Raw genomic sequence first — 26,331 nt, 5'->3', positions numbered from 1 at the left:
CCGGGACTTCGTCCGGAAGCGCCTCTCCCGGCCCGGTTCCTGGCGCGTCACACTGCCCGCAGGCTGAGGCGCTCTGTGCCGCGGTAGCGGCCGGCGTCTTGTCCCAGCCCCGTCGAAGACGGTTGTCACGGGCGGCAGCTTCAGCCTGCCAGGACGCTGCGGGGTACGCGCCGATTCCGCCAGTGATCATGCGCAGCTGGTACCGAAAGCCGGCGGAAGGAGGTCCCCGACGCCTCCTGCGGCCGCCGGAACGTGATGGCCGGCCGGCACCCTGCCAGCCGCACCCGCCGCCACGCTCATGATCACGTTGCCTGCCCAGGCGCCGCACCCGAATCTGCGGATAATTGAGACAAAAGGTGATTCACCTAGGAAGGACTGGTCATGGGCAAAGTCAGAGAATGGGGCAGGGCCCTGGAAGCCCAGCAGAAGCTGACCTCCGCGGAGCAGCAGCGGCTGCAGCGGCTGCTGGCTCAGGTCCGTCGCAGCAGCAAGTAGAGCCGGGCCCGGCAAGGCCGGCATACCGAGGTGGGCACGGGCGCGCTGCCCGTGCCTGCGTACGTGCTGCGGCGGGAGACCGGATGAACACATCAGTGCGCCGTGCCGCCGGCCGGCTGGGCCCGGCCGAGAGCATGCCGCTTTCCGGTACGGAGCGGGAGGTGCCGCCGGCCGAGGCCGCACGGCGAGTGACGGCGGCGCTCCAGGCACTCGACCTGCAACCCCATCTGACCGAACTGGGAGACGGCGGCGAGCCGACCGCCTGGCGGTGCGAACTGCGCACGCGCGACGGCGGGCTCGCGCCGGAGGCGCAGGGCGCGGGCAAGGGCAGTCGGGACGAGGCCCGGGTGGGCGCGCTGTTCGAGGCGCTGGAGCACTACCTGAGCGGCCCGGCACGCTTCGACCCGGCCGCCGTGGAGCAGCTGCCCGCCGCCACCGTGGCCCAGGACCTGGCCGCCGATGTCATCGCCCCGCTGCTGCAGCCCTCTTCGGTACCGCTGGCCTGCCACCGCTACCACCGCCTGGACACCGGCCGCCGGTCCCCGCACCGGCCGCCCCGGGCAAACCCCCTGGCCGTACCGGTGTTCTTGCCGTGCCCGTGGTACATCGACGAACCCGCCTGGCGGCACCGCGCCGGTGACGCCTTCGACTACACCCCGGTGGGCCGCTACAGCTGCAACAGCGGCTCCGCCATCGGGGTCAGCGCCGCCGAAGCGGCCGTGCACGGTCTCGACGAAGCCATCGAACGCGACGCCTTCTCCCTGCTGCTGGCCCGCACCTTCCTCGCCGGCCACCCCCTGCGCGTGATCGACCCCACCACCCTGCCCGGCGACCTCGCCCACGCCCTGGAAGTGGCCCGCCACCACGCCGGCCACCCGGTCCACCTGCTCGACATCACCACCGACCTGGGCGTACCCACCTTCTTGGCCTACACCGCCCCCGCCGGCGACCGGCCGCACCAGCGCGGCTGCGGCACCTCCCTGGACGCCCGCTACGCCGCCTGGCGCGCCATCAGCGAACACGTCCAAGGCAGCCTCGCCGACGACCACATGGGCATGCAGCCGGCCGACCTGTCCGCGCTGGCGCCCTACCCCGAACTCCACGCCTGCGCCCGCTTCGACCTCACCACGCACCTGACCGGCGCCCGCACCGTCGCCTACCGGACCACCCCGGCCGCGCCCCACCACCCCGACGGTCACCTCCACGAGCTCACCCGCCTCCTGACCGCCGCCGGCCACCCGCCCTACCACCGCACCGTGGCCCGCCTGCCCGGCGGCATCACCGCGGCCCACACCCTCCCCCTCGGCCTGGAACGCTTCATCCTCATCCTCGACGGCGCCCTCGTCCTGCCCGGAGAACGCGCCACCGCTGCCCTGGACCACTCGACAGCCCCCTGACCGGCCCCGTGGCGGGCGGTGAAGGAACTGAGCCGGTCACAGGCGCACCCATCGGTCGGCTGGTTCGCCCTGCTGGGCTTCGGGACCATGCCGACGGAAACCGGCGCACGGACAGTAGACACGCCTTTTCACCACAAGCAGGTGAGCATGCAGAAGGCGAGGTTGATGGCGAACTGATCGGCCGGCCACAGCCGCGCTCATGTCGCCGAGCTCCCGTCGCTGCTCGACGCCATCCGCAGGTGTGCTTCGCTTCGCCCCCTGGGGCCTGTCATTTTGCAGGTCGCCGGGGGCGGGGCGCTTCCATGGGGCGGCCGGGTGCCGGTCACCGTGCCTCGTCGAAGGCCATGCCGCGCAGTTCGGCGCGGGAGCCCACACCCAGTTTGGGGAACGCCTTGTAGAGGTGGTAGCCCACGGTGCGGGGGCTGAGGAAGAGACGCGCGCCGATCTCGCCGTTGCTCAGCCCCTGTGCTGCGAGGTGTACGACTTGGTGTTCCCGCACGGTGAGGGAGGACTCGTCAGCGGCCCTGGCGGGCGCGGCGGCACGGGCGGACCGGTCGCCCGCCGCTGCCAGTTCCATACGGGCCAGCCGGGCCCACGGCAGGGCGCCGATCCTGCGCAGATGGATCTCGGCCAGCCGCAATTGCTTGCGGGCGAACTTGATGCGGCGCTCGCGTCGCAGCCACTCGCCGTACAGCAGCAGGGTGCGGCCCGTTTCGAAGGGGGAGACGTCGGCCTTGTCCAGAGCGGCGGTGAAGAGTTCTTCGGCACGGTCGCCCTGGGCGAGCAGGGCTTGGCAGCGCAGCCGGGCCGCGAGCAGGTGCGGACCGTCGTGCGGGTGGAGGCCACCGATGCGCCGTAGTGCCTCCTCAGCGCGCCGGGGTTCGCCGGCCCGTACGCCGGCCTCGACGTAGTCGGGAAGGACGAGGCGGCGCAGCATGAAGTGGCCGGCCGCACCGCCTTCCGCGCAGACCTCGCCCAGCAGCTGCGCGGCCTGCGCAGGCCGGCGCTCGGCCAGGCTGTTCAGCCCCAGTGCCCAGTGGCCGAGCGTCACCGCGCTGGCTATGCGGCGCGGTACGGCGATGTCCAGGGACTCCCGCGCCAGGAGCAGACAGCGGGCACTGTCGCCCTGGGCAGCGGCCATCCAGGCGAGCATCGCGCGCAGGTGGCTCGCGGCGCCGAGCTGTCCCGTCTCCAGGGCCAGGGCGAGGGCTTCGTTGCCGTGGGCGGTGGCCTCGGACCACGGGCCGGTGACCATCTGGAGGGCGACCAGCGGCGCCAGGGACATGGGCAGCGCGCCGATCGCGCCGTTGCGGCGCAGGGTGTCCACGGCCTGTCGGAGGGTGTCGCGCAGGGGCAGGGTGGCGTTCAGGAGGTGCGGCAGGAAGGTCGGCGGCCACACCCACGGGCGGGGGTCCTCGGGGCGGATCCAGGTGTCGGGGATGCGCGCGCCGCGTACGTCGGCGTCGGCGGAGCCCGGGGGAGAGGTGGTGCGGTCGGCGGCCAGGCCGCTCAGGTACCGCAGGTGCCGGGCGAGCGGATCGGGGGACTCGCCCCGCTGTACGCCGGGACGGTCGCCGTCCGTCGTGGCCAGACGTTCCAGCAGACCCGCCACGTGTGCCAGCCGGCCGGGATCGTCGGCGACCCACGCGGAGCGGGCGGCCATGGCCAGGGACTCCCGGGCGAGGTACGGATCGGAACGCCCTGTCAGCTCGGCGCTTTCGAGGAGCGTCACGCAGGCTATGGACGGGTCGCCGGAGGCATGGGTGATGGTGCCGCGCACCCGCACCAGCCGGGCCCGTGACGCCGGCCGGTCCACCAGCGGCTCCGCCTCCTTGAGGAGGGCCTCGGCCTCGGTGGCCTGAGCCGCGGTCCAGGCGCAGTCGGCGGCGTCGATGAGCAGCTGGGCCCGTAAAGGGGGCGACGGCGCGAGGGCGGCCGCGCGGCGCAGGGCCTTGGCGGCGGTGGCGACGCCCCCGGTGTACCGGGTCCGGGCGGCCATCTCCGCCAGCAGGTGGCAGACCTGCTGGTCCGGGCCCACGGCCGCGGCGGCCCGATGCCATACGTGCCGGTCGTCGCCTGCGTCGAGGGCCTCGGCCAGGGCGATGTGCGCGGCGCGGCGCAGGCTCAGCGGCGCGCCCTGGTAGAAGGCGGAGCGGACCAGGGGGTGCCGGAAGCGCAGGTGTTGCTGGTCGAGGGTGAGCAGGCCCGCGCTCTCCGCGGCGGCCAGTTCGTCCATGGCCCGGTCGGTGTCGCCGGCGGCGCGCAGGATGACGGCCAGTTCACCGTCGCCCTCGGCCGCGGCCAGCAGGCAGGCGTTGCCCGGCCGGGCGAGCAGGTCGCTGATCCGGTGCCGGTAGAGCCGTTGCAGCCGTTCGGTGAGCGGCAGTTCCTCGGGCAGCGCCGCCGCGCCGTCGAGCTGGGCGCGGCTGAGGGCGAGGGGGAGTTCGGTCAGGGCCAGCGGATTGCCGCCGGCCGCGCGCAGCAGCCTGTCGCGGGTGGCGGGGGCGGTGCGCGGCAGGTGCCGGGCCAAGAGGGTCGTGGCGGCGGCCGGGGCCAGCGGGCCGATGTGCAGCTCGGCCAGGCCCGGTGCGGGAAAGGGACGCGAGCCGTCGCGTACGGCGAAGACGATGCCGACGGCTTCCGCGCCCAGGCGCCGGGCGACGAACAGGAGGGCGTCCGCCGACGGGGCGTCGAGCCATTGGGCGTCGTCGACCAGGAGCAGCAGCGGAGTGGTGCGGGACGCCTCCGACAGGAGGGTGAGCGCGGCGAGCGCCACCAGGAACCGGTCGGCGGGGGTGCTCTGCAGGCCGAAGGCCGAGCGCAGGGCGACGCTCTGGGGCGGCGGAAGCCGGTCCACGGAGCTGAGTAAGGGCAGGAGTAACTGATGCAAAGCGGCGAAGGGCAGTTCGGCCTCGCTCTCGACGCCGACCGCGCCGAACACCGTCACGTCCGGTTGCGCTTCGTGCCTCAGTTGCTGCAGCAGTGCGCTCTTGCCGATACCGGCCGCGCCTCTCAGGACGAGAGAGCCGCTCCGGCCCTCCCGCAACGCGGCGACGATCCGCGTCAGTTCACGTTCTTCCTGCTCCCGCCCGACGAGCATCCGGTGTGCCTTTCCTGGTGACCGCCCCCGTCGACTGATGCATTGACGGATGCGCGGCGGTTCATGCCGTCCTGTTACGTGATCCTCGCCCGCCGTGCCGCACGGAAAGACTCGTAACCCGACAGATGCCCGGCCGTCGGTCCCCGGCGGAAGGTAGCTGCCGAGGCCGATCACCGGATGCTTTGCACAGAGCACCGACTCGGCCGCACAGGTCCGTTCTCACGAGGAATGCACGCCTGGCGTGGGTGGATATATGTCGGTATCTGAAGTGGATTCGAGTCACGCTCAGCAGGCGGCGGAAACGCCGCACTCCGGCCCACCGGGCCCGTTCGAGGTGGTGGACGGCCGGCTGGAACCCGCCGCGATCCTGGCGGCGGTGCGTACGGTGATCGCCGGCCAGACCTGGCCCCGGGAGCCGGCCCGGCTGGAGGACGAAGGGCCCGGCCGGTGCACCGTGCGCATTGAGGGCACCGTGGTGACGATCCGCAGCGCCCCCCTGCCTCACCAGCCGCCCGGCACGCTCGACCCCGTTCCGTCCGGACCCGGCGAGCGCCGCGTGCTGGTGACGGCCTCCGGACCGCTGCCGCCCCGTGCGCAGACGGTGTTCGCCGCGCTCGTGGAGGAGCTCGGCCGGCGGGCCCGCTGCTACACCGACGCCGAGATCGCGTCCATCGTCGACGCGATGCCGCTGCTCAGCCGCTTCGACGCCCCCGAACCGGCCCTCGCCGACTGGGCCCTGGTCTTCCGCGACCACTACGTGGAGAACAGCGTCGGCTTCCTGCTCGCCATGGAACGGGCCGGGCTCGACCCCGCGTGGATCTACGCCCTGTCCAAGGGCGACCGCACCCTGCACCGCGACCGGGTGCACGCGTGGTTCGTGCACCGCGGCTACGCCAGCGACGTGCTGGACAACTCGGTGATCAACGGTACGGCGGACGCATCCGCCCGTGCCGAGGCGCTGGCGGTCGACGCCCGCGTGGAGGACTTCATCCGCCGGGCGCACGCCGTCGGCCGCAGGGTCCTCGTCATCGACGACGGCGGCCTGCTCGCCCAGGGCCGCGGGAGCGACAACGGCCTCGTCGAGCGGGTGGACGCGGCCGTCGAACTCACCGTCAGCGGCCTCAAGCGCATCCAGAACGCCCCGGGCCGGCTCGCCGTCCCGGTGCTGAACATGGCCCGCTCGCGCCTGAAGTCGCACCTGGGCTACAACGAGATCGCCGACTCCTGCATCCGCCGGCTGCGGGCCATCGTCCCCGGTGAGAAGTTCATCGGACGGCACGTCCTGCTCCTCGGTTACGGCACGCTCGGCAAGCGCGCGGCGCAGGCTCTGCGCGGGCTCGGCTGCCGCGTCCACATCGTCGACACCGACATCCTCGCGCTCATCACCGCCGCGGAAGACGGTTTCGAGACGCACCGCACCATCGCCCAGGCGCTCACCCTGCACCGCCCCTTCCTCGTCGTGGGCAGCAGCGGCGGCACCGCCATCACCGAGCAGGACGTACCGCTGCTGCCCGACGGCACGTTCCTGGCAGGCTTCGCCACCAAGGACTTCAGCGTGCTCAGCGAGGGCCGCTGCGGTGCCACGGAGACACCCGTCCCGCACGTCGGGGTGCGCCACCGCCTGCCGCACGGCGCGACGGTCACCCTGCTCGGCGACGGCCGCTCACTCAACCTCTTCGAGTACGAGGGCATCGCCAACCGGGGATACGACGCGTACCGGGCCGGAACCCTGCTCGCGGCGAAGAGACTCTGCCGGGACGTGGACTCCTTCCCCCCGGGGGTCCACCTCGACGTCGTCGACGAACTCATCGACGAGGCCGGACTCTTCGCCGCGTACTACGACTGCTACCTGCACGACGGGCAGCCCGGCGGCACCCGCCCGTACGGCACCGCCGCCGCGCCCGCGGGGGACGCACATGCCCAATAGGACCCACGTGTGCGTCATCGGCCACGGTGTCGCGGGCCGGCTGCACCACCACCTGCTCACCGGACTGGGCGTACGCGTCTCCGTCGTCGACCCGCTCGCCACCGCGCTGCCGTCCGCCACCCCCGCCGTCACCCGGATCGAGGACGTACCGCACGATCCGCCGGTCGACGTCTGGTCGGTGTGCACGCCGACCGCCGCGCACCTGGAGACGGTCGCCGCGGTACTCAAGCGGGATCCACGCGCCCGGCTGCTGGTGGAGAAGCCGGTCTGCCGTTCCTGGGAGGCCCCCGAACTGTCCGCCCTGCTCGCCGAGTACGACGAGAGCCGTCTGGTGGTGATGAACCAGTACGCGCACACCTCGGCACTGGGCGTGCTCAAAGCCGCCATGAAGGAGTGGGCGCCCGGCCACCCCGTCGACGCCGTCCGGATCGCCTTCGGCAAGGACCGGCGGGCGGACATAGCGGCGGGCCGCTTCGTCGACCGGGACTACGGCGTGTTCGGCTACGAGTGGCTGCACATGCTCGCCCTGCTGGGCGCGGTCCTGCCGCGCGACGTCCAGCACCGCTACCTGACCGCCGACCCCCGCCCGGGGGACCTGCGGGTCGCCCACGACCCGGAACTGACCAGCGTCGCGGCCCACGACCTGTCCCGCCCGGACGGCGGCCCCACCGTGGAGCTGTACTCGACGATCACCGGGCCCCGGGCCGCACCCGGCTGGACGGTGCCCGCCTGGTGCCCCCGTCCGCTGCCGGGCCGCGAGAGCCGGCAGCGGCTGGTACAGGTCGCTGCCGGACCGGCGCACTTCACCCTCGAACTGGCCCCGGTCAGCCTGCCCGGCGGCACTCCACTGCCCCCCAACATGCACCGGCTCACCATGCGGCGGCCCGCAGGTGAGCGCGAGTGGCTCATCCACGACTCCCCCATGGAGAACGCCCTGCGCTGGGCCCTGTCCGCGCTGTTCGCCCCGGGAGCGCGCCCGGAGGCGGACCTGCGCGGCATCGGCCGTATCAGCCGGCTCGCCGCGCTGGCCCGCACCCGTGAGCGGCTGCCCGTCGGCGCGCTCAGCCGCCGTGTCCCGGACCCGACTGTGGAAGTGAAGCCATGAGCAGTGTCTGCCTCGTCATCCCCAGCAACCCCTTCGACCAGTACTTCATCCAACTGCCCCTGGACGCGGTGACCGCGGCCGGCCAGCTCAGGGCCGCGGGCCACTCCGTCACCATCTGGGACCAGCGCCTCCAGGACGCGCCGGCCGGCGACGCGTACGACGTCCTGGTCGTCTTCACCGCCATCGCGGACCGGGCCCAGTGCTACCCCCTTGACCTGGACCCGGTACGGGCGGCCGTGGAACGGGCCGTCGCCCGCTTCCCCTCGGCCCGCACCGTCGCGGTCGGCCCGCACGGCACCCACCTGCCCGGATCGACGCGCGCCGACCTCGCCGTCGACCACATAGCCGTCGGCGAGACCGACTCGGCGACCGTCGGCGCGGTCGCCGACGTCCTGGCGGGCGTCGAAGAGCCGGTGCTGTGCGACCGGAGCACCCCCCACAACCTGCTGGACTCCCCGGACTCCCGCCCGCGGCCCTACCCCAACATCCCCCTCGACGGCTTCGCCTTCCCCGCCTTCGACCTGGTGCCCACCGCCGACTACACCGCCGAGGTCATCTCCGGCGGGCTGCCGCTCCCCGGCCCGTGCGGCATGGTCCTGGCCGCCCGCGGCTGCACGTACGGCTGCACCTTCTGCCACCTGCCGTTCGGTACCCGCATGCGCAACCAGCCACTGGACCGGGTGCTGGCGGAGATCGGCGCCCAGCAGGCCGCGGGGCTGGAGTTCGTCTTCTTCCTCGACTACGTCTTCGGCATCAACCGCACCTTCTACGGCGAACTGTGCGACCGGCTGCAAGGCCGCGGCCTGGGCTGGGTGGGACAGACCCGCGCGGAGATCGTGCTCAAGAGCGACGTGTCCCAATGGGCGCGGGCGGGCTGCCAGGGCATGTGGCTGGGCGCCGAGTCGCCCGCCATCGCCGGCACCGGCGTGCACAAGCGGGTCAGCGAGGAGCAGATCAGCCAGGCGGTGATCAAGCTGCGCGACGCGGGCATCGTGCCCTTCGCGTTCGTCCTCATGGGCCTGCCGGACGACGAGGCGTGCGTCTCGGGCCGGCTGGTCGACTGGGCCGCCGGACTGCCGGCCTGGTTCGGCATCAACCAGCTCTACCTGCGGCCGGGCACCACGCTCTACGACCAGCTCGCACCCGCGCACAACGGCGGCCGGACACCGACGACCTGGCGGGAGGTGCAGGAGGTCACCCGGCACTACCGCGCCACCTACCCGGCCGACCTGGACGCCCAGCAGGCCAGGCTGACGGAGCTGCCGAACTTCCTGGGCAACGCCATCGTCCCGACGGCGGGGTGAGCGCCGTGCTGCGCTTCGGCATCATCGGATGCGGTGTGCTCGGCTCATTCCTCGGACGGCTGCTGACCCACGAGCGGGAGGGGCTGCCGGACGCGGCCCGGCTGGCGGCGGTCGCCGGCCGCGATCCACAGCGCACCAAGGACACGGCCGACGCCCTGGGCTGCGACCCGCTGACCGTCACCGACCTGCTCGCCCGCCCGGACATCGACGCCGTGGCCGTATGCACTCCGAGCGGCACCCACGCCGAGCTGGGCGTCCGGGCGCTGCGCGCGGGCAAGCACGTACTGGTCGAAAAGCCCATCGACGTCACCACCGACGCCGCCGACCGGCTGCTGCGCGCCGCACGAGAGACCGGTCAGACCCTCGGCGTCGTCTCCCAGCACCGCTTCGACCCCGCCGTCCGCATCGTCAAGTCCGCCGTGGACAACGGCCGCTTCGGACGTCTGACCTCGCTCGTCGTCGAACTGCCGTGGTGGCGCGAGCAGGCGTACTACGCCTCCGGCTCCTGGCGCGGCTCCCGGGAACTGGACGGCGGCGGCGCGCTGATCAACCAGGCCGTGCACCTGGTCGACCTGGCCCAGTGGTTGGCCGGGCCGGTCACGGAGGCCGTCGCGCACACCGGACTGCTGGCACACCACGGCATCGAGGTCGAGGACGTGGCGACCGCGAGCCTGCGGTTCGCCTGCGGCGCGCAGGGCGTGCTGCTGGCCACCACGGCCGCGTACCCGGGCCGCACCGCTCGCCTGGCGGTGCACGGCGACCGCGGCAGCGCGGTGATCGACAACGACGAGCTGGTCTACTTCCACGCGGCACGCGACGGCGAACATGCCGCGGCCTACGGGGCGTTCGGCGCGGGCAACCAGGTCGCGGACATCCTTCCACGGCAGCGGACCGAGCCGGTGCGCGACCGGAGCGGGCTGCTGTACCAGCCGCACCGCGACCAGATCGCCGACTTCTGCGCCGCCGTACGCGACGGCCGTCCGCCGCTGGCCGACGGTCCCGGCGCCCGCCGGGCGCTGGAGGTGGTGACCGCCGTCTACGCCTCGGCCCGCGCCGGCACCGCGGTCCGTACCCGCCCTGTCGCTCCCACGGGTCCTGCCGGCTCTGCCGACAGGCCGGACGCCCCCGAAAGGACATCACCGTGACCGAGACCGTGCCTGCGCAGCACGTCACCGACGCCGCGCCGCGCCCCACCGCGCAGGACCGCAAGGCCGCGCTCGCCGGGCTCTTCGACCGCAGTGCGCCGACCTACGAGCGGGTCGGGGTCGACCACTTCACCGAGCTGGGGCGGCGCCTCGTCGGACATGCCGCCGTCCTCCCCGGCGACCGGCTGCTGGACGTCGGGTGCGGCACCGGCGCCGTACTCGTCCCGGCCGCCGAAGCGACCGGTTCCACCGGCAGTGCCCTCGGCGTCGACCTGTCCTCCGGCATGGTCGCGCGCTCTCGCGAGGCGCTGCGCGAGGCGGGCCTGACGCACGCCCACGCGGTGGTCGCCGATGCCGAGACGATCGACTGGGACGCCGGGGAGCACGCGGTGCCGCCGCCTGCGAACGGGTCGCTCGACGCCGTGTTCGCCGGCATCTCCCTGTTCTTCTTCCCGCACCCGCACCAGGCCGTGGCCCGCTACCGGGAACTGCTGTCCCCCGGGGGCCGGCTCGCCATCTCGTGGTGGGGACGGCCGGACCCCCGCTGGAACCCGGTCTTCGCCGCCAGCGCGCCCTACGGACGGGGCGGCTCCTCGCACGCCCTGCCCGAGGGCAGCCCCTTCCGCTCCGTCGACGCGCTGCACACCATGCTCAAGGAGGCCGGTTACGCCTCCGTGGAGACGGACGAGCAGCAGTACGTGACGCGTTTCCGAGGGGCGCACCAGTGGTGGGACTGGGTGTGGTCCACCGCCGGGCGGATGTTCTGGGAAGGCGTACCGGCCTCGTCGATGGAGCGCGCCAAAGCGGCGGTCGACGCCGAACTCGACCGGCTGCGGGCCCCCGACGGCAGCCTGACCAACACCTCGGCGGTGCGCTTCACGGTCGCACGTACACAGCCGTCGACGGCCACGGAGACGATGCCGTGACGGGGGTCGGCGAGACGGTAGAGGCCGATGCCCGGACGGCCACCGCCCCTGCCCCCTGCCCCCTCTTCTCCCCGCGCTGGCTCCGGTGCGCCGCCGAACTGACGGGCCCCGACCTCCTGGACACGTCAGCGGCACTGGCCCTGGGCCTGTGCCTCACCGACGCACCGGCCGGCACCGCCGATCGCATCCTCGTCCGGGCCGACCTGTCCGACGGTCACCTGCACTTCACCGGCGGGGGCTGGGACGAGCGGCCCACCCTCGTGCTCACCCTGAGCGTCGCGGACGCCGCGACCCTGCTGTTCGGGGACGGCAGGCAGCGGGTGCAGCTGTTCGAACACGGTGGGCTGCGTCTGGAAGGCGTCTTCCTGTTCGTCTTCTTCCTGGACCGCATGCTCCAACAGGACCGGTCCGGCGTCCTGGCCCGGTTGCGGACCGTGACCGAGGGCCTCGCTCCATCCGCGGACCACGGCCCGGCCGCCGCACAGTGGACCTCCGAGGGAACCGACCGTCGCCCGTCGTACCCGCCGGAGCCCGGAACCGGCGACGAGGACCCGGACACGGAGGCGAGAAGGCAGGCCGAACGGGTGCTGCCGCGCACCATGTCCGTACTGCGCGACGAGATCGGCCGCAGTACGCCCGGCGCGCAGTTCGCCATTGCGCACCACGACTCGGGCACCAGGCTGTCCGTGGCCCTCGGCGACTGCCGGCCCGGCGTACCGTTCACCCGCGACGCCCTGCCGATCTGGTACTGCTGCTCCAAGCCGGTCGGCGCCGTGGCCGCCGGCCGGCTGTGGGAGCGGGACCTGCTCGACCCGATGCGACCGGTCGCCGCGTACCTGCCGTGGTTCACGGGCGACGGCAGGGAGACCGTCACCCTGTACCAGCTGCTCACCCACACCTCGGCCGTACCGATGGGGCTCGACCCCCTGCACGGCACCATGGCCGCGCCCGTGGCGCTCCGCCGCGAGCAGCTGCGCGCGATGACGGTGCCCCGCGACGTCCGGCCGGGCACGAAGATCACGTACGGACCGTGGTGGGCGTGGTTCCTGCTCGCCGAAGTGGTCCGGGCGGTCGACGGACGGGCATACGAGCAGTTCCTCGCCGAGGAGGTCCTGGCGCCCTGCGGCATGCGCGACACCCGGGTGGTCCTCACACCGCGGGAGTACCGGCGTACGGCGGACCGGCTGCCGCTGATCCATGTCGCCGGGGGCGGCGCCCCCATCCAGCCCACCCACTGGTACGCCACCGAGGCGTCCTGCACCCGGCCCATCCCCGGGCTCAACCTGCGCGGCCCGATGTCGGACCTCGTGCTGTTCTTCGAGGCGCTGATGAACGGCGGCCAGGGCCGGGTGGACCGCGTCCTGCGGCCCCAGACCGTCATGGCACTCACCGCTCGCCACCGGGTGGGCCTGGTCGACCCCTTCGGCAACGCCGACTGGGGACTGGGTTTCCGCAACGAGTCGCACCACCTCGGCGCCGTCTGCACGGCTTTCAGCCGCCACGCCTCGCTGCGCACGTTCGGCCACTACGGACTGTGGACGTCGGCGGCCTTCGCGGACCCCGACGCCGGACTCATCGTGGCGCTGCACCTCAATGGCAAGACGTGGCAGGAGGAGCACCAGCAACGCATGATCGCGATCGGCGACGCCCTCTACGAAGACCTGGGCCTGGCGTGACCCGACCACTGCCGCCCTTTCCCCCTGCCTCGGCCTTCCGGCCGACGGCCCTCATCACTCACGACCCTGGACGGAGTCCCGCATGACCAAGCCCTCGGTGTCCGACTCGCCGCACGCCATCATCGATCTCGCGGTCGCCTTCTGGAAGTCGAAGGTCCTGCTGAGCGCCGTGGAACTCAACGTCTTCGAGACCCTGGCCCGGCAGCCGGCGACCGGTGCGGAGCTGCGCGCCCGCCTCGGCATCACCGGCCGCGGCGGTGCCGACTTCCTCGACGCCCTGGTGTCGATGGGCCTGCTGGAGCGGCAGGACGGCGTCTACCGCAACTCCCCGACGGCCGACCGCCACCTCGACCCCGGCAAGCCGGGCACCGACATCTCGGGGTACCTGGAGTTCCTCAACGCGGGCTTCCCCTGCTGGGCCGGTCTCACCGAAGCCCTGCGCACCGGCGGACGGCTCGACTTCTCCCGCGCCCTGGCCGTATCCGGCGGTTCCGGCGACGCGGCACCGGCCGGCCCCGAACCGGTCGCCACCGATGCCGGCAGCGACACCTTCGGTGCCGCGTTCGCCGCCCCGGACCAGGTGACCGGCTTCCTGCGGGCGATGACCGGATACAGCATGGGCGCCAACCACGCGCTGGCCGAGACGTACGACTGGCACCAGGTCGGCTCCGTGGCGGACGTGGGCTGTGCCGAGGGCGCTCTGCTGGCCCAGATCCTCACCCGCCACGAGCACGTGGAAGGCATCGGCTTCGACCTGCCCGCGGTCGAAGCGGGGTTCACGGCCCACACCAAGCAACTGGGCATCGCCGACCGGGCGCGGTTCGAGGGCGGGGACTTCTTCACCGGGCCGCTGCCGACGGCCGACGTCCTCATCATGGGCCACGTCCTGCACGACTGGGACCTGGACACGAAGAAGATGCTCATCCGCAAGGCGTACGACGCGCTGCCCCAGGGCGGTGCGCTGCTCATCTACGAGTCCCTGATCGACGACGACCGCAGGGCCCGTACCACCGGCCTGCTGATCAGCCTCAACGTCTCGCTGGTCTCCGCCGGGGGGCTGGGATACACCGGTGCCGACTGCCGGGCGTGGATGGCCGGGGCCGGATTCCGGGACACATCCGTCCGCCACCTCGACGGTCCGGAGTACCTCGTCGTCGGTACGAAGTAGCGCCATCGAAGGAGCGGGAGTGACGGGAGCGGCAGGCGGGAGACGTGGGGGCGGGCAGACGAACGGCCCGGCGTCCGGCTGCCGCCATCCGGCCGTTCGTCCGGCCGTCCCCGTCCGACCGCCTCCTCCGGGCTGCCCCACCCACCCCTCCACCGGGAGAGAGCGAACACCGATGAATCACCCGGCCCGGCCCGGCGGGGCCGCACCTGACCGTCCCCGTGCCCCCTTTCCCCCCACGGCGCCCGCCGACCACCTCGCCCTCGCTCAAGCCACCCAGCGCGGGCCGCTCCCCGATTTCCTGCCCACCGGGGACAGCGGCGCGGACGTCGTCCCCGTCGTCGCTCCCACGGGAGACCACATCTGGCTCGTCACCGGCTTCGACCTGGGCCGCAAGGTCCTCACCGACGACCGGTTCAGCCGCGCCGCGGCGGTCACCCCCACCGCACCGGCCATCCACCCGCTCCGTCCCGACCCGGCCGCCCTCACCAGCCTCGATCCGCCACAGCACACCCGGCTGCGCAGGCTGGTGAACCGGTCCTTGACCCCGCAGGCCGTCGCCCGCCTGGAAGACGGCATCCGGCACACGGCCCGTCGGCTGCTCGTCGGCCGTACCCGCATCGACCTCGTCGCGCAGTACGCCATGCCCCTGTCGGCCACTACGATCTGCCGCGTACTCGGCGTCCCCGAGGGCGACCACGCGCACTTCGCCGGCCTGGCGGACCGCGCCCTGGGCATCACCACCGGGATCTTCGAGGAGCAGAGCCTGGCCAGGGACGCGCTGCGCGACTACATCCGCAAGCTGATCGCCGAAGCCCGGCGCCGCCCCGGCGGGCACATGCTGGGCGCGCTGGCCACCGCGCACGACGAGAGCGGAGCGCTGAGCCACCAGGAGCTGACGGCCCTGGTCGAGCTGCTCCTCAACGCGGGCTACGAGACCTCCGTCGGCCAACTGGGCCTGGCCGTCGTCGCCCTGCTCGACCACCCGGAGCAGTGGCGCCTCCTGGCCACAGCGGCGCACCCGGAGCACGCGCCGTCCGCGGCCGTGGAGGAACTGCTGCGCTACGCCCCCGTCGTACCGATGAGTTTCACCCGCGTCGCGCGGCAGGACCTGGTCCTCGGTACGGTCCGGATACGTGCCGGAGAGGCCGTCGTGGTGTCCCTGCTGCACGCCGGCTTCGACCCGCGTACGCATCCGGACGCCTCCCGGCTGGACGTCACCCGCCCCCACGCCCGCCACCTGACCTTCGGACACGGCGCCCACACCTGCCTGGGCGCCCAACTGGCCCGCACCCAGCTGCGCGTGGCCCTGGAGGAACTGGCCACGGCGGCTCCCGGCCTCACCCCGCGGGTTCCACTGTCCTCGCTCCGCTGGCGGCGTCCCGAAGCGGTCGTCCGCGGGCCGGTCGCACTGCCGGTGAATCTTTCAGGGAACGCCTGTGGTGCGAGGGCGAGTTGACGAGGTACGGCGGCGCGGCGGCGCGGAGACACGGCGGCGCGGCGGCGCGGGAAAGGCGGAACTGACGAAGCACTGCTCGGGAAGTGAGACGTAGGCGATCCGGCCGCCCGTATCGCGAAGTGGGTGTGGAGGCCGGTTCCTCACCGGTCAGGTTCTCCGTGGAGAGATCACCGGTCTCGCCACAGCGCGGACCAGGCCGCCGTCCGGCTCGGATGCCTGGGCCTCGTCGATCCGCTCGGTCAGGGGCCGGAGCCGGCTCCGGGGGTGCCGTGGCGGGCGGTCCGGGCGTGGTGGCGTCCGGTGACGCACACGGTCTCGCGCTGCTCGGCGCCGACCCGGCTGTCCTGCGCGGCTGGCCGCGTGGACAGATGGATCATGCCTCGGCAGAGGACGGCAGCCCCGGGAAGGTTCCGCTCGCCGCATCCGCGGACGGGCCGCTGACTGCCCCGCGCGTCGATGAGGCGTTCGCGCCCTACGCCGTGCAGCGCATACCGGCCGGTGCATTGCCCGCGGCACTCGAACCTGGCGCGAGCCGCGCCCGCGCGTCAGCCTGTGACCTGGGAGCCCCGGACGACGTCATGGTCGAACTCGCGCCCGGCCTCGACCTCTTCACCTGCTGTCCGGAGGGGGTACGCCGGTACGCGAACGCCTGCTGGTACCCGTATCCCGACGAGCCCGACATGGGGCCGGATGCTCGTCATGGCGAGGGAGGACCACGCCCCGGAATTGTTCCCTCCCGACACCCGCAGCGGTCGGGCGGGAGGCCCAGGAAGATCCACCTGTGAGTTGTCACTCTTTTGCGGTAGCCGGGGGCAGCGCAGCGCGACATGTCGACAGGCCGGGTCGAAGCTGGACATCGCGGCAAGAGCCGTCAGAAATCCGGGGCGGGTCACAGAACAGGAAGCCCGATGCACCTCAACCGCAAGCACCTCGCAGCCGTCATCAGCAGCACCGTACTGGTCTCCCTCTCCGGCGCGTCACATGTCGGCGCGACTTCGCAAGGGCGGGCACAACAAAGGGCGTGTGGCAGCCAGTTGAACGACTGGAGAGGGGCAGGCGGTACGACGTACCACGCTCAGAAGATGGCGCCGAAATCCGGCAGTAGCGTATCGCTGGAGGTGGGCATCAACAAAGCCGGCGACAGGGCCAGAGTGGCGGTCAACGGCACAGATTGGGCGCCGGAAACGGGGGTGAAAGTCACCAACGTGCTCGGCATGATCGCTCTTGAGGGCCAGAACGGCCGCCTCAGGTGGAAGCTGCAGTGGCCGACGTGTGACAAGGCCGGTAACGTGCTGCGGGCACCCAATTCGTACCTGAACCTGAAGTTCGACAGTCAGGAGTTCTGGGGCGACGCGGAACGCACCGCGGGGTGATCGCGGCCCTGCCGCACGGCGCGCTCAGCCCGCCACGGACGTCCGCCTGCCGCGCAGCGCGTCCTCGATCTCGCGACAGCGGGCGTAGTCCGGGAGAAGGCCCTCGGCCTTGGCCTGGGCCAGTGTGGGCGCGGCCTGGTCGCGCTCGGACAGGATCGGCTCGACGTCGTCCAGGAGGGGGAGCGCGAGTGCCGGGTCGCGTACGTCCAGTGCCAGTTCGTTCTCCGGGACGTAACTGGAGGAGAGCATGTAGGACATCACCGTGTCGTCCTCCAGCACGACGAAGGCGTGTCCGACACCGACCGGGCAGTACATGGTCCGGAAGTCCACCTGGTCCATCCGTACCGTGTCCCACGCGCCGAACGTCGGTGAGCCCACCCGGACATCCACGACGATGTCCAGCACCGCGCCGCGCGCGCAGTAGACGTACTTCGCCGTCCCGGGCGGTGTGACGGTGAAGTGGATGCCCCGCACCACGCCGCGCCGTGAACGGCTGTGGTTGGTCTGTTCCACGGGGAACAGCGGCCCGTCCGCCGCCTCGGCGAACGCCGGCCCCTGGAACGGGGAGACGAAGAGCCCGCGCTGGTCCTCGAACACGCGGGGGGTGAACTCCAGGGCCCCCTCGACGGTGAGCTTGCGTGACTTCACTGAGCGAACTCCTTCGATGCCGGGGCGGGGGCGGGGGCGAGGGCCGGGAGCGGGCCGGTCAGGTGACGAGCGACGTGAGGAACGCGCGGGTGCGGACGGCGTCGGCGCCGGTCAGGAATCCGAGCGCCACGAAGTCGGTGACGCCGGCCTTGGCGAGTCCGTCGAGCTGGGCGGCCACGGTGTCCTCGTCACCGATCAGGGCCAGATCGGCGGGGCCTGCGACGCCCTCGCGGTCGATCATCGCCCGGTACGACGGGAGCGTGCCGTACGCCCTGAAGGCCGTCGCCGCGCGGGCGTACGCGCTCTCCGGGTCGCTCGTCACACCGACCGGCAGGATGCACACCACCCGCGGTGCCGGGCGGCCGGCGGCCTGCGCGGCGGCCGTGATGACCGGCACGACATGGTCCCGTACGGTGGCCGGCCCGGTCATCCACAGCACGGTGCCCTCGGTGCGTTCGGCGGCGAGCCTCAGCATCTTGGGGCCGAGCGCCGCGAGCAGCACCGGCACACGGCTCTCGCAGGGGCCCGTCAGCCGGATCTGCGCCTGCACCGTCTCGCCGCTGAACGAGGCGGGACGCCCTTCCAGGAGCGGGAGGAGCACCGAGAGGTATTCGTCCATGTGCCGCAGCGGCCGCTTGAAGGAGTAGCCGTAGAAGTCCTCGACGATGACCCGGTGCGACAGGCCGACGCCCAGGGTCAGCCGCCCCGGCCCGGTCGCCAGAGCGGTGGTGCGGGCCTGCTGTGCCAGCGCGGCCGGGTGGCGCGGGAACGTCGGTACGACGGCCGTGCCCACCTCGATGTCCGGCACCCGGGCGCCCGCCACCGCGAGGGCCGTGAGCGCGTCCATGCCGAAGATGTGCGACATCCAGGCGGAGGCGAAGCCGTCGTCGTTCGCGCGCCGCAGGTCATCGGTCAGCCGCGGCAGCGCGTCCGGCCCGTCGTGCTCGTCGAGAGTCACGCCGATGCGCACCATTACCTCCAGGGTCGTAGGCGGTCAGTCAAGGGTGGGGAAGCGCACCGGCAGGGCTTTGAGGTGGACGCCGTCGCCGGGCCGTGCCGCGAATTGCAGTGCGTCGCGGTGGACGGCCAGCTCGGGGGCGTCGCCTTGGAGGAACAGCCGGTCGATGACGATCTCGGCTTCCATGCGGGCGAGCGCGGCGCCGATGCAGAAGTGGGGGCCGTGACCGAAGGCCATATGGCCCACGCCGGTGCCGGGTGCACGGCCCAGATCGAGGCCCAGGGCGTCGTCAGGGTACTCGTGCGGGTCGTGGTTGGCGGCCAGGATGCCGGGGATGACCGCTTCGCCACGTGTGATGCGTACGCCGGCGAAGTCCAGGTCCTCGGTGGCGTACATCGGGGCGCCGACCGGGACGGAGGAGGTGAAGCGCAGGAGTTCGGGCACGGCCCGGGTGTGCAGGAGCTGGGGCTCCTCGCGCAGCCGTGCGAGCTGGCCGGGGTGGTCGAGCAGGGCCAGGATCATGTCCGCGAGGAAATGCGCGGCGGGCCCGACCCCGGTGTCGATGAGCACCATGGTGATCGCGACGATCTGCTTCTGGTCGAAGCGGTCCTCCTCCCGGGCGACTCGCAGCAGATCGGAGATCAGGTCGTCCTGAGGGTTTTCCCGGCGCAGCTCGATCAGCGCCTTGCTGCGCTCGACCATGCTGGTGAACGCGGGGACCAGCCGCCCGGGTTCACCGGAGATGGCATCCATCATCTGCTTGCGCACCTGGGGCTGGTCGACTTCCACGATGCCGAGCAGTTCGCAGATCGCGGCGCATGCCAGGGGGTAGCAGAACTCTTCGAGGAGTTCAGCCTTCCCCTTCGCGGACAGGGACCGGTGCAGTTCCCGGGTGAGGCGTTCGAGGGTGGGGCGCAGCGCGTTGACACGGCGGGCGGTGAACGCGCGCGTGATGATCCTGCGCATCCGAAGGTGCTCGTCCCCGTCGGCCAGCACCAGAATGCTGTGGTAATCGCCGAATTCCGGCGGCAGCCCGTACGCCTCGATCATCTGGTCCACGACGCTGGGGCCCTCCTGATCGGAGAGCTTGGCGGCATCGCGGACGAAACGGGAATCGCTCAGAATTTCCTTCATGTGCGCGTAGCGAGTGACGAGCCACATAGGGGTGTCCACGTCCGGGAGTTTCACCTGGACCAGTGGGGCCTGCTCGCGCAGGGCGCGATAGCCGTCGGCGGTACTGACGAACTCCGAAGTGAGACTGGGGATGTGCTCCGACACCGTCACGATCGCGCCTCCAACGAGGGCCGTCTACAGGGCAGCTGGCCGGAACCCTATGCGGGCCACCGCTTTCGCTTCAATGATGCGCTGCCGGGAACGGACGCGGCCCCGGGAGAACGGCAGCAGAGCAGGCTACGTCCCGCCGCAGTCCTGTCCTGGCGACAGTACAAGGGAAAGGCAGCGGGATATCAACGTGGCCCCTGCATGAGCAGCCCCGCAGCCACGCGTGAACCAACCGCTCGGAGCTTTCGGGTGCGCCGCTGCGCCGGAGTTTTCGACCGGCCCAAGACCGGCTTTAGACGACCGCTCAGTATGGAGCGAGCCGCAGAAGTCTGTCGCACCTGGAGGATTCGTGGTTCAGCCCAAGTCGCGGGCGTGGCGCCGAAAGGCCGCAGTCCCCGGTCGCACGACCGCAGTCCGGTGAAGGGCATAGTGCTGGCGGGGGGAAACGGGACGCGGCTGCGGCCCCTCACCCTCGTGGGCTCCAAACAGCTTGCGCCGATCTACGACAAGCCCATGGTCTATTACCCGATGTCGATGCTGATGCTCGCGGGCATCGACGACGTCCTGATCATCGCCCGCCCGACGGAGGTCGAGCAGTTCCGCGGCCTGTTCGGAGACGGCAGCAGGCTGGGCATGCGCATCGCCTACGCGGCCCAGGACGAGCCGCGGGGCATCGCCGACGCCTTCCGGGTCGGCGCCGACCACATCGAGGGCGAGGAGTGCGCCCTGATCCTGGGCGACAACCTCTTCCACGGGGCCAGGCTGCCCTCCTTGCTGCGCAGGGCCGCTCGGGAACTGCGCGGCTGTGTGCTGTTCGGGCACCAGGTCGCCGAGCCCTGGCGCTTCGGGGTCGTCGAGACCGACGCGAAGGGCAAGCTCCTCTCGATCGAGGAGAAGCCGGAGCACCCGCGCTCCAACCTCGCGATCCCGGGCCTGTACTTCTTCGACGACACCGTGACCGACATCGCCGGCGGCCTGCGGCCCTCGGCCCGCGGCGAGCTGGAGATCACCGACGTCCTGCGCGCCTACCTGGCGGAGGGACGCGCCGATCTGGTGCGGCTCGGCAGGGGCGTCACCTGGCTGGACACCGGAACCCATGAATCCCTGCTGGACGCCGGCCGGTTCGTCCGGGACATGCAGCACTACCAGGGCATCCGTCTCGGCTGTGTCGAGGAGGTCGCCATGTTCATGGGCTTCATCAGCCCGGAGGCCTGTTTCGACCTCGGCGCCGAGATGCCCGGTTCGCCCTACGGCCAGTACGTCATGGAGAGCGCCCGCACCCACCGTGACAACCCGGTGCCCACCGAGCTTCTGGAGTACTGATGCGTCTCCTGGTCACCGGCGCCGCCGGCTTCATCGGTTCGGCCTACGTACGGATGCTGCTGGCGCCCGGCGCTCCCGAGTCGGCGGCCGACGTCTCCGAGATCACCGTCCTCGACAAGCTCACCTACGCCGGCAGGCCGGAGAACCTCGACCTCACCCATCCGCGGCTGAGCCTCGTCCAGGGCGACATCTGCGACGCCGGGCTCGTCGACCGTCTGATGGCCGGGGCCGACCAGGTGGTGCACTTCGCGGCGGAGTCACATGTCGACCGCTCCATCGCCGACGCGGACGCGTTCGTTCGTACCAACGTGACCGGCACCCACCGGCTCCTGGAAGCAGCGGTCCGCCACGGGGTCGGCCGCTTCGTGCACGTGTCCACCGACGAGGTCTACGGATCCATCGCCACCGGATCCTTCACCGAGGAGGACCGCCTGGGGCCCAACTCGCCCTACGCGGCGTCCAAGGCGGCCTCCGACCTCATCGCCCTGTCCTGCCACCGCACCCATGGCCTGGATGTGCGGGTGACCCGCTGCTGCAACAACTACGGGCCGCGGCAGTTCCCCGAGAAGGTCATCCCCCTGTTCATCTCGCGGCTGCTCGACGGCGGCCGGGTACCGCTGTACGGCGACGGCAAGAACGTCCGGGACTGGCTGCACGTCGAGGACCACTGCCGCGGCGTGGACCTGGTGCGGGCCGGCGGGCGTCCGGGCGAGATCTACAACATCAGCGGTGGCACCGAACTCAGCAACCTCGAACTGACCGGGCTGCTGCTCGACGCCTGTGGCGGCAGCTGGGACCAGGTGCGCCAGGTGGCGGACCGCAAGGGCCACGACCGGCGCTACTCGATCCACGACGACAAGGCCCGCACGGAGCTCGGTTACCGCCCCCGGCGGGACTTCGCGTCCGGGCTCGCCGACACGGTCGCCTGGTACCGGGAGAACCGCTCCTGGTGGCAGCCGCTCACCCGCGCTGCCGCGGTCTGACGGCGGAATCCCAGGACACCGGACGACCTCGGCAGCCGGCCGGCTGCCGAGGTCGGCGACGTCTCCGGGCCCGGACGGCACCACCCGGGCCGCGCATACCCGCACCGCTCACGCCCGGCCGACGACGGACCTCCGGCCCAGGCGGCTCATCAGGCGTCCAGCGAGTTGAGGCACAGCAGGAGCGTCCGCGCCTGGATGGTGACGTAGTGGCTGTACCTGGTCAGGACGGCGAGCTGGTCGCGCGAGACCCAGCGGAACCCCGGCGGCGTGTCGAACGGCGCGTCGCTCTCGTCGGCTTCCACGATCAGGTAGCGGCTCACCGCGTTCAAGAAGCGGCCGCCCTCCTCGGAGAGCAGCGCGGAGAAGCGGATCCGGGACGGGTCGGCCGCCAGCACCCGGTCGAGGAAGGGCGGCCGGTCCGTTGCGGGCAGATGCGCGTAGGTGCCGGGCTGGCACTGGACGGTGGGGCCCAGTTCCGCGTCGAGGAAGCCGCCCTCCGCGCGAGCCCGGGCCAGTACGTGCGGAACGCCCTCGACCGTACGGGTCAGGAACGCGACGACGCCCTGTTCACGGGGTTCGAACAGGGGCTGGGTCCAGTGGCCGACCTCGCGGTTGCCCGCCTGCACCGACAGGGCCACGACCCGGAAGTGGAGACCGTCCTCGTGGTCCACCGAGGAGTCGCCGTACGTCCAGGACGGCAGGCCGGCGAGCGGGACGCGTGTGCTGCGGATCGGGGTCACGGACCGCTGGGCGGCCAGCCAGGACAGCAGTTCGGTGTCGGAGTGCAGGGCGCCGGGCGTGCCGGGCACGTACAGGCCGGCGAGGGCCGAGCGCGCGTCCAGGTTCACCGTGTTGTCGTGCCTGAGCAGTTCGTGGATCTGGCCCAGGGTGAGCCAGCGGAAGTCCTCGTGCTCGGGCACCGGGCCGACCGCTTCGACGACCATGTTGCGATTGCGCTTGCGGTGGAACCAGGAGCCGTGCTCGGACTGGAGCGTGTCCGCCAGGACGCGGCCCTGGGACGGGTCGGTGAAGTACTCCAGGTAGCGGACGGCCGCGCCTTTGTGGACCTTGGTGTAGTTGCTGTACGTGGCCTGGACGGTGGGGGAGAGCTGGAGCAGTCCGGGGTTGCCGGGCTCCATCTTGGCCTGCATGAGGAAGTGCAGAACCCCGTCGAACTCCCGGGCCAGGACTCCCAGGATGCCCACCTCCGGCTGGACGATGACGGGCTGGTGCCACTCGACGCAGCCGGGCTGCTCACCGATCCTGACGTGCAGACCCTCCACGGTGAAGAAGCGGCCGCTGCGGTGCACGAGGTTTCCGGTCCCCGGCTCGGACGACCAGCCGTCGAGCGCGTGGAAGGGAATGCGCTCCACCGCGAACGGGACCTGCGCGCGCCGCCGGCCCAGCCAGCCCAGCACCTCCTCCACGGTCCCGTCCGGCCGCTCGGCCGCGGACCGGGCGAAGCGGTCGGGCAGCGAGGCGTCCTGCCGCTCCTTGAGCGCCGGCCAGGGGCGGGTGTCCCACGTCGCGGTCATCGGTGGCTCCCCACGAATGCGGTGATGGAGGCGATGACGTAATCGATCATCTCCTCGGTGAGGCCGGGGTAGACACCGACCCAGAAGGTGTGCTCGGTGACGGTGTCGCTGTTCGTCAGCTCGCCGGAGACCCGGAACGCGCGGTCGGCGTAGGCGGGGTGGCGCGTCAGGTTGCCGGCGAACAGCCGGCGTGTGCCGATCTTGCGGCTCTCCAGGAAGTGCACGAGCTCCGCGCGCTGGAAGGGCGCCTCGGGATCGACGGTGATGACGAAGCCGAACCAGCTCGGATCGCTGCCCGGCGTGGGCTCGGGCAACAGCAGCCACGGTACGTCCTCCAGCCCTTCGCGCAGCCGCCGCCAGTTGCGCCGCCGTGCCGTGCAGAACGCGTCGAGCTTGCTGAGCTGGGTGAGACCGAGGGCCGCCTGGAGATCGGTGGCTTTCAGGTTGTAACCCACGTGGGAGAAAATGTACTTGTGGTCGTAACCGGCCGGCAGCGTCCCCATCTGGAAGTCGAACCGCTTCAGGCAGGTGTCGCTCTCGCCCGGTTCGCACCAGCAGTCCCGGCCCCAGTCCCGCAGCGACTCCACGATCCGGGCCAGCGACAGGTTCGAGGTGAGCACACAGCCGCCCTCACCCATGGTGAGGTGGTGGGCCGGATAGAAACTGACGGTGGTCAGGTCGCCGAAGGTCCCGGCGAGGCGCCCCTTGTAGGTGGTGCCGACCGCGTCGCAGGTGTCCTCGATCAGCAGCAGGCCGTGTTCCTCGGCCAGCTGCGCCACCTCCGCGACCTCGAAGGGGTTGCCGAGGGCGTGCGCGATCATGATGGCCCGGGTACGGGGGCCGATGGCCTTCTCGACGCGGTCGACGGTGGTGTTGTAGGTGTTCAGCTCGATGTCCACGAAGACCGGGACCAGGCCGTTCTGCAGGATGGGGTTGACGGTCGTGGGGAAGCCCGCCGCCACCGTGATCACCTCGTCGCCCGGCGTGAGCCTGCGGTCCTCCAACTGCGGGGACGTCAGGGCGGTGAGGGCCAGCAGATTCGCCGAGGAGCCGGAGTTGGTCAGATGCGCCTTGCGCCGCTGCATCCTGCGGGCGAAGGCCGACTCGAACTTGCGCGACGACTTGCCCGCCGCGATCCGCAGGTCCAGGGCGGCCTCGACCAGGGCTGCCCGGTCCTCCTCGTCGAGGACGGCTCCGGACGGCCAGATCTCCGTGACACCGGGCACGAAGGCCTGGGTGTCCCGGACGTCCTGATGGTAGGTGCGGACCTCGTCGAGGATGTGCGCGGACCGTTCACTCATGGACTGTCCCTAAGAATGTCGATGATCCGGAGGCGACGTCTTCCGGCACGCCGGGTACGGCCACGCCCGCGGCCGTGAGGAGATCGCGCACCGATTCCGTCAGGGACCGGTGCGGTGTCCAGCCGAGCAGGTGCCGCGCTCGCGAGACGTCCAGGCGCTGCCACAGGGTGCCCGAGCGGTTCGCGTCGGGCTGCTCCTCCCGTACGCGCACGGAGCGTCCGCTGCACGCGATCATCAGGTCGACGAGCCGGCGGACCGGGACGGACTCGCCCCGGGCGATGTTGATGACGGCGCCCGCTTCGGCGATCGCCGGTCCGGGAACCCGGGCCGCCGCGACGACGGCATCGGCGACGTCCCGTACGTCCAGGATGTCGCGGTGGGCACGCAGCGGTGCGAGCCGCAGCACGCCGCGGCCCGCCGCCAGGTCGGCGGCCACGTTCCCGGGGAGGCTGCCCCGGGGAGCGCCCGGCCCGCACGTGACCGAAGCACGCAGGACCACCCCGTCGACCTCTCCCTTCCGGACGGCGCCGAGGACGGCACGGGTGCCCGCCAGCTTGGTGCGGCCGTAGGCGGTCGCCGGTGCCGGTGGCCAGTCCTCGCCGATGAGGTCGTCGGGACCGGCCGGCCCGTACTCGTAGGCCGTGCCGATCTGGATGAGCCGGGGCCGCCGCGGCAGAGCCGCCACGGCGTCCGTCAGCCGCTCCACCAGGCGTGTGTTGCACTCGGCCATCTGGTCCTCGGTGCCTTGCCACACCGTCCCTACGGCGTTGACCACGACCTGTGCCGCGGAAGCCGCGCACAGACGGGTGAGTGCGGCGCTGCCCGAGGCGGCGAGGTCCAGGTGCACGGTGTCGGTCATGGCGGCGCCCGCGGTGCCGGCGCTCCGGCCGTCGGGCCTGCTCGGGGCGCCCTGCCGGGCACCCCTGCTGACCCCGGTCACCCGGGCGCCCGCCGCGGCGAACGCCGTGCAGATGTGCTGCCCCAAGTAGCCGGACGCGCCCAGTACGAGCACCGGCCGGCCGGTCAGCGCTCGGCTCACCAGCGGGCACCGTCCTTCGTGTCCGGGGCCTGCCGGCCGGCTCGGAAGCTCCCTGCCATCCGGCCCTCCACTCCGTAGGCGTTCACACGAACCTGCCCGCCGAGCATGACCCGCCGGGCTAAAGCAGATCTAGGGCCGGCCTTCTGCGCCATTCCGCCGGGAATTCCGCGGGGTGCCGGTCCTCCGGCGGT

20 protein-coding genes are annotated in these 26,331 nt (G+C 72.1%); 12 read left to right on the top strand and 8 right to left on the bottom strand.

Annotated elements, in window-relative coordinates; genetic code table 11:
* Positions 1-578: 578 nt before the first annotated feature.
* Positions 579-1,892, top strand: a complete 1,314-nt coding sequence (locus AB0L45_RS16565) for a YcaO-like family protein (protein ID WP_365840368.1) — start codon at positions 579-581, stop codon at positions 1,890-1,892.
* Between the two features lie 322 nt (positions 1,893-2,214).
* On the opposite strand, the gene AB0L45_RS16560 is transcribed toward AB0L45_RS16565, so the two are convergent.
* Complete coding sequence (locus tag AB0L45_RS16560) at positions 2,215-4,992, bottom strand: AAA family ATPase (RefSeq protein WP_365840366.1); 2,778 nt, start codon at positions 4,990-4,992, stop codon at positions 2,215-2,217.
* A gap of 268 nt (positions 4,993-5,260) precedes the next feature.
* Here AB0L45_RS16560 and AB0L45_RS16555 point away from each other — a divergent pair, with 268 nt between their 5' ends.
* From AB0L45_RS16555 to AB0L45_RS16520, 8 genes are all read left to right on the top strand, one after another.
* Positions 5,261-6,919: a hypothetical protein gene (locus AB0L45_RS16555; protein ID WP_365840364.1), complete on the top strand. Its 1,659-nt coding sequence runs from the start codon at positions 5,261-5,263 to the stop codon at positions 6,917-6,919.
* Positions 6,909-8,024 carry a Gfo/Idh/MocA family oxidoreductase gene (locus AB0L45_RS16550; protein WP_365840363.1) on the top strand — a complete coding sequence of 372 codons (1,116 nt, stop codon included), beginning with the start codon at positions 6,909-6,911 and terminating at the stop codon, positions 8,022-8,024. The genes AB0L45_RS16555 and AB0L45_RS16550 overlap by 11 nt, the downstream gene beginning before the upstream one ends.
* The gene (locus tag AB0L45_RS16545; RefSeq protein WP_365840361.1) at positions 8,021-9,328 is read left to right on the top strand and encodes a radical SAM protein; all 1,308 of its coding nucleotides are present in this window, start codon (positions 8,021-8,023) and stop codon (positions 9,326-9,328) included. Before AB0L45_RS16550 ends, AB0L45_RS16545 begins: the two co-directional genes overlap by 4 nt.
* The gene (locus AB0L45_RS16540; protein WP_365840359.1) at positions 9,325-10,473 is read left to right on the top strand and encodes a Gfo/Idh/MocA family oxidoreductase; all 1,149 of its coding nucleotides are present in this window, start codon (positions 9,325-9,327) and stop codon (positions 10,471-10,473) included. The genes AB0L45_RS16545 and AB0L45_RS16540 overlap by 4 nt, the downstream gene beginning before the upstream one ends.
* A complete protein-coding gene (locus AB0L45_RS16535) occupies positions 10,470-11,399 on the top strand; it encodes a methyltransferase domain-containing protein (RefSeq protein WP_365840357.1) in 930 nt (309 codons plus the stop codon). The genes AB0L45_RS16540 and AB0L45_RS16535 overlap by 4 nt, the downstream gene beginning before the upstream one ends.
* Positions 11,396-13,075: a serine hydrolase domain-containing protein gene (locus AB0L45_RS16530; RefSeq protein ID WP_365840355.1), complete on the top strand. Its 1,680-nt coding sequence runs from the start codon at positions 11,396-11,398 to the stop codon at positions 13,073-13,075. Before AB0L45_RS16535 ends, AB0L45_RS16530 begins: the two co-directional genes overlap by 4 nt.
* An 82-nt stretch (positions 13,076-13,157) precedes the next feature.
* The gene (locus tag AB0L45_RS16525) at positions 13,158-14,243 is read left to right on the top strand and encodes a methyltransferase (protein WP_365840353.1); all 1,086 of its coding nucleotides are present in this window, start codon (positions 13,158-13,160) and stop codon (positions 14,241-14,243) included.
* A gap of 172 nt (positions 14,244-14,415) precedes the next feature.
* Positions 14,416-15,699 (top strand): cytochrome P450, encoded by a 1,284-nt coding sequence (locus AB0L45_RS16520; protein WP_365840351.1) that lies wholly within the window; start codon positions 14,416-14,418, stop codon positions 15,697-15,699.
* 239 nt (positions 15,700-15,938) lie between these two features.
* Here AB0L45_RS16520 and AB0L45_RS16515 read toward each other — a convergent pair whose 3' ends face one another.
* On the bottom strand, positions 15,939-16,076 hold the full coding sequence (locus AB0L45_RS16515; protein ID WP_365840349.1) for a hypothetical protein: 138 nt from the start codon (positions 16,074-16,076) through the stop codon (positions 15,939-15,941).
* A gap of 531 nt (positions 16,077-16,607) precedes the next feature.
* Here AB0L45_RS16515 and AB0L45_RS16510 point away from each other — a divergent pair.
* Positions 16,608-17,072, top strand: coding sequence for a hypothetical protein (locus AB0L45_RS16510; protein WP_365840347.1), 465 nt, complete (start codon positions 16,608-16,610; stop codon positions 17,070-17,072).
* Positions 17,073-17,096: 24 nt separating this feature from the next.
* Here AB0L45_RS16510 and rfbC read toward each other — a convergent pair whose 3' ends face one another.
* Genes rfbC through AB0L45_RS16495 form a run of 3 tightly spaced genes read right to left on the bottom strand, consistent with a single transcriptional unit; the run spans position 17,097 to position 19,962 of the window.
* Positions 17,097-17,720 (bottom strand): dTDP-4-dehydrorhamnose 3,5-epimerase, encoded by a 624-nt coding sequence (gene rfbC / locus AB0L45_RS16505; protein ID WP_365840345.1) that lies wholly within the window; start codon positions 17,718-17,720, stop codon positions 17,097-17,099.
* A gap of 58 nt (positions 17,721-17,778) precedes the next feature.
* Positions 17,779-18,678, bottom strand: coding sequence for an LLM class F420-dependent oxidoreductase (locus AB0L45_RS16500; protein ID WP_365840343.1), 900 nt, complete (start codon positions 18,676-18,678; stop codon positions 17,779-17,781).
* Positions 18,679-18,714: 36 nt separating this feature from the next.
* On the bottom strand, positions 18,715-19,962 hold the full coding sequence (locus AB0L45_RS16495) for a cytochrome P450 (RefSeq protein WP_365840341.1): 1,248 nt from the start codon (positions 19,960-19,962) through the stop codon (positions 18,715-18,717).
* Positions 19,963-20,376: 414 nt separating this feature from the next.
* On the opposite strand from AB0L45_RS16495, the gene rfbA reads away from it, so the two are divergent.
* Together rfbA and rfbB are read left to right on the top strand one after the other, a co-directional pair.
* Positions 20,377-21,282, top strand: coding sequence for a glucose-1-phosphate thymidylyltransferase RfbA (rfbA, locus tag AB0L45_RS16490; RefSeq protein ID WP_365840339.1), 906 nt, complete (start codon positions 20,377-20,379; stop codon positions 21,280-21,282).
* The gene (gene rfbB / locus AB0L45_RS16485) at positions 21,282-22,265 is read left to right on the top strand and encodes a dTDP-glucose 4,6-dehydratase (protein ID WP_365840337.1); all 984 of its coding nucleotides are present in this window, start codon (positions 21,282-21,284) and stop codon (positions 22,263-22,265) included. The genes rfbA and rfbB overlap by 1 nt, the downstream gene beginning before the upstream one ends.
* 149 nt (positions 22,266-22,414) lie before the next feature.
* Here the strand turns inward: rfbB and AB0L45_RS16480 are convergent, their stop codons facing one another.
* Genes AB0L45_RS16480 through AB0L45_RS16470 form a run of 3 tightly spaced genes read right to left on the bottom strand, consistent with a single transcriptional unit; the run spans position 22,415 to position 26,140 of the window.
* Positions 22,415-23,800, bottom strand: a complete 1,386-nt coding sequence (locus AB0L45_RS16480; RefSeq protein ID WP_365840335.1) for an NDP-hexose 2,3-dehydratase family protein — start codon at positions 23,798-23,800, stop codon at positions 22,415-22,417.
* On the bottom strand, positions 23,797-25,101 hold the full coding sequence (rfbH, locus tag AB0L45_RS16475) for a lipopolysaccharide biosynthesis protein RfbH (RefSeq protein WP_365840333.1): 1,305 nt from the start codon (positions 25,099-25,101) through the stop codon (positions 23,797-23,799). Before rfbH ends, AB0L45_RS16480 begins: the two co-directional genes overlap by 4 nt.
* On the bottom strand, positions 25,094-26,140 hold the full coding sequence (locus AB0L45_RS16470) for an NAD-dependent epimerase/dehydratase (RefSeq protein WP_365840331.1): 1,047 nt from the start codon (positions 26,138-26,140) through the stop codon (positions 25,094-25,096). The genes rfbH and AB0L45_RS16470 overlap by 8 nt, the downstream gene beginning before the upstream one ends.
* Positions 26,141-26,331 lie beyond the last annotated feature (191 nt).

The sequence above is a fragment of the Streptomyces sp. NPDC052496 genome, from assembly GCF_040679095.1.
Classification (GTDB): domain Bacteria; phylum Actinomycetota; class Actinomycetes; order Streptomycetales; family Streptomycetaceae; genus Streptomyces.
The sequence above is the reverse complement of the archived record's forward strand: the minus strand, read 5'-3'. Positions and strand labels throughout refer to the sequence as shown.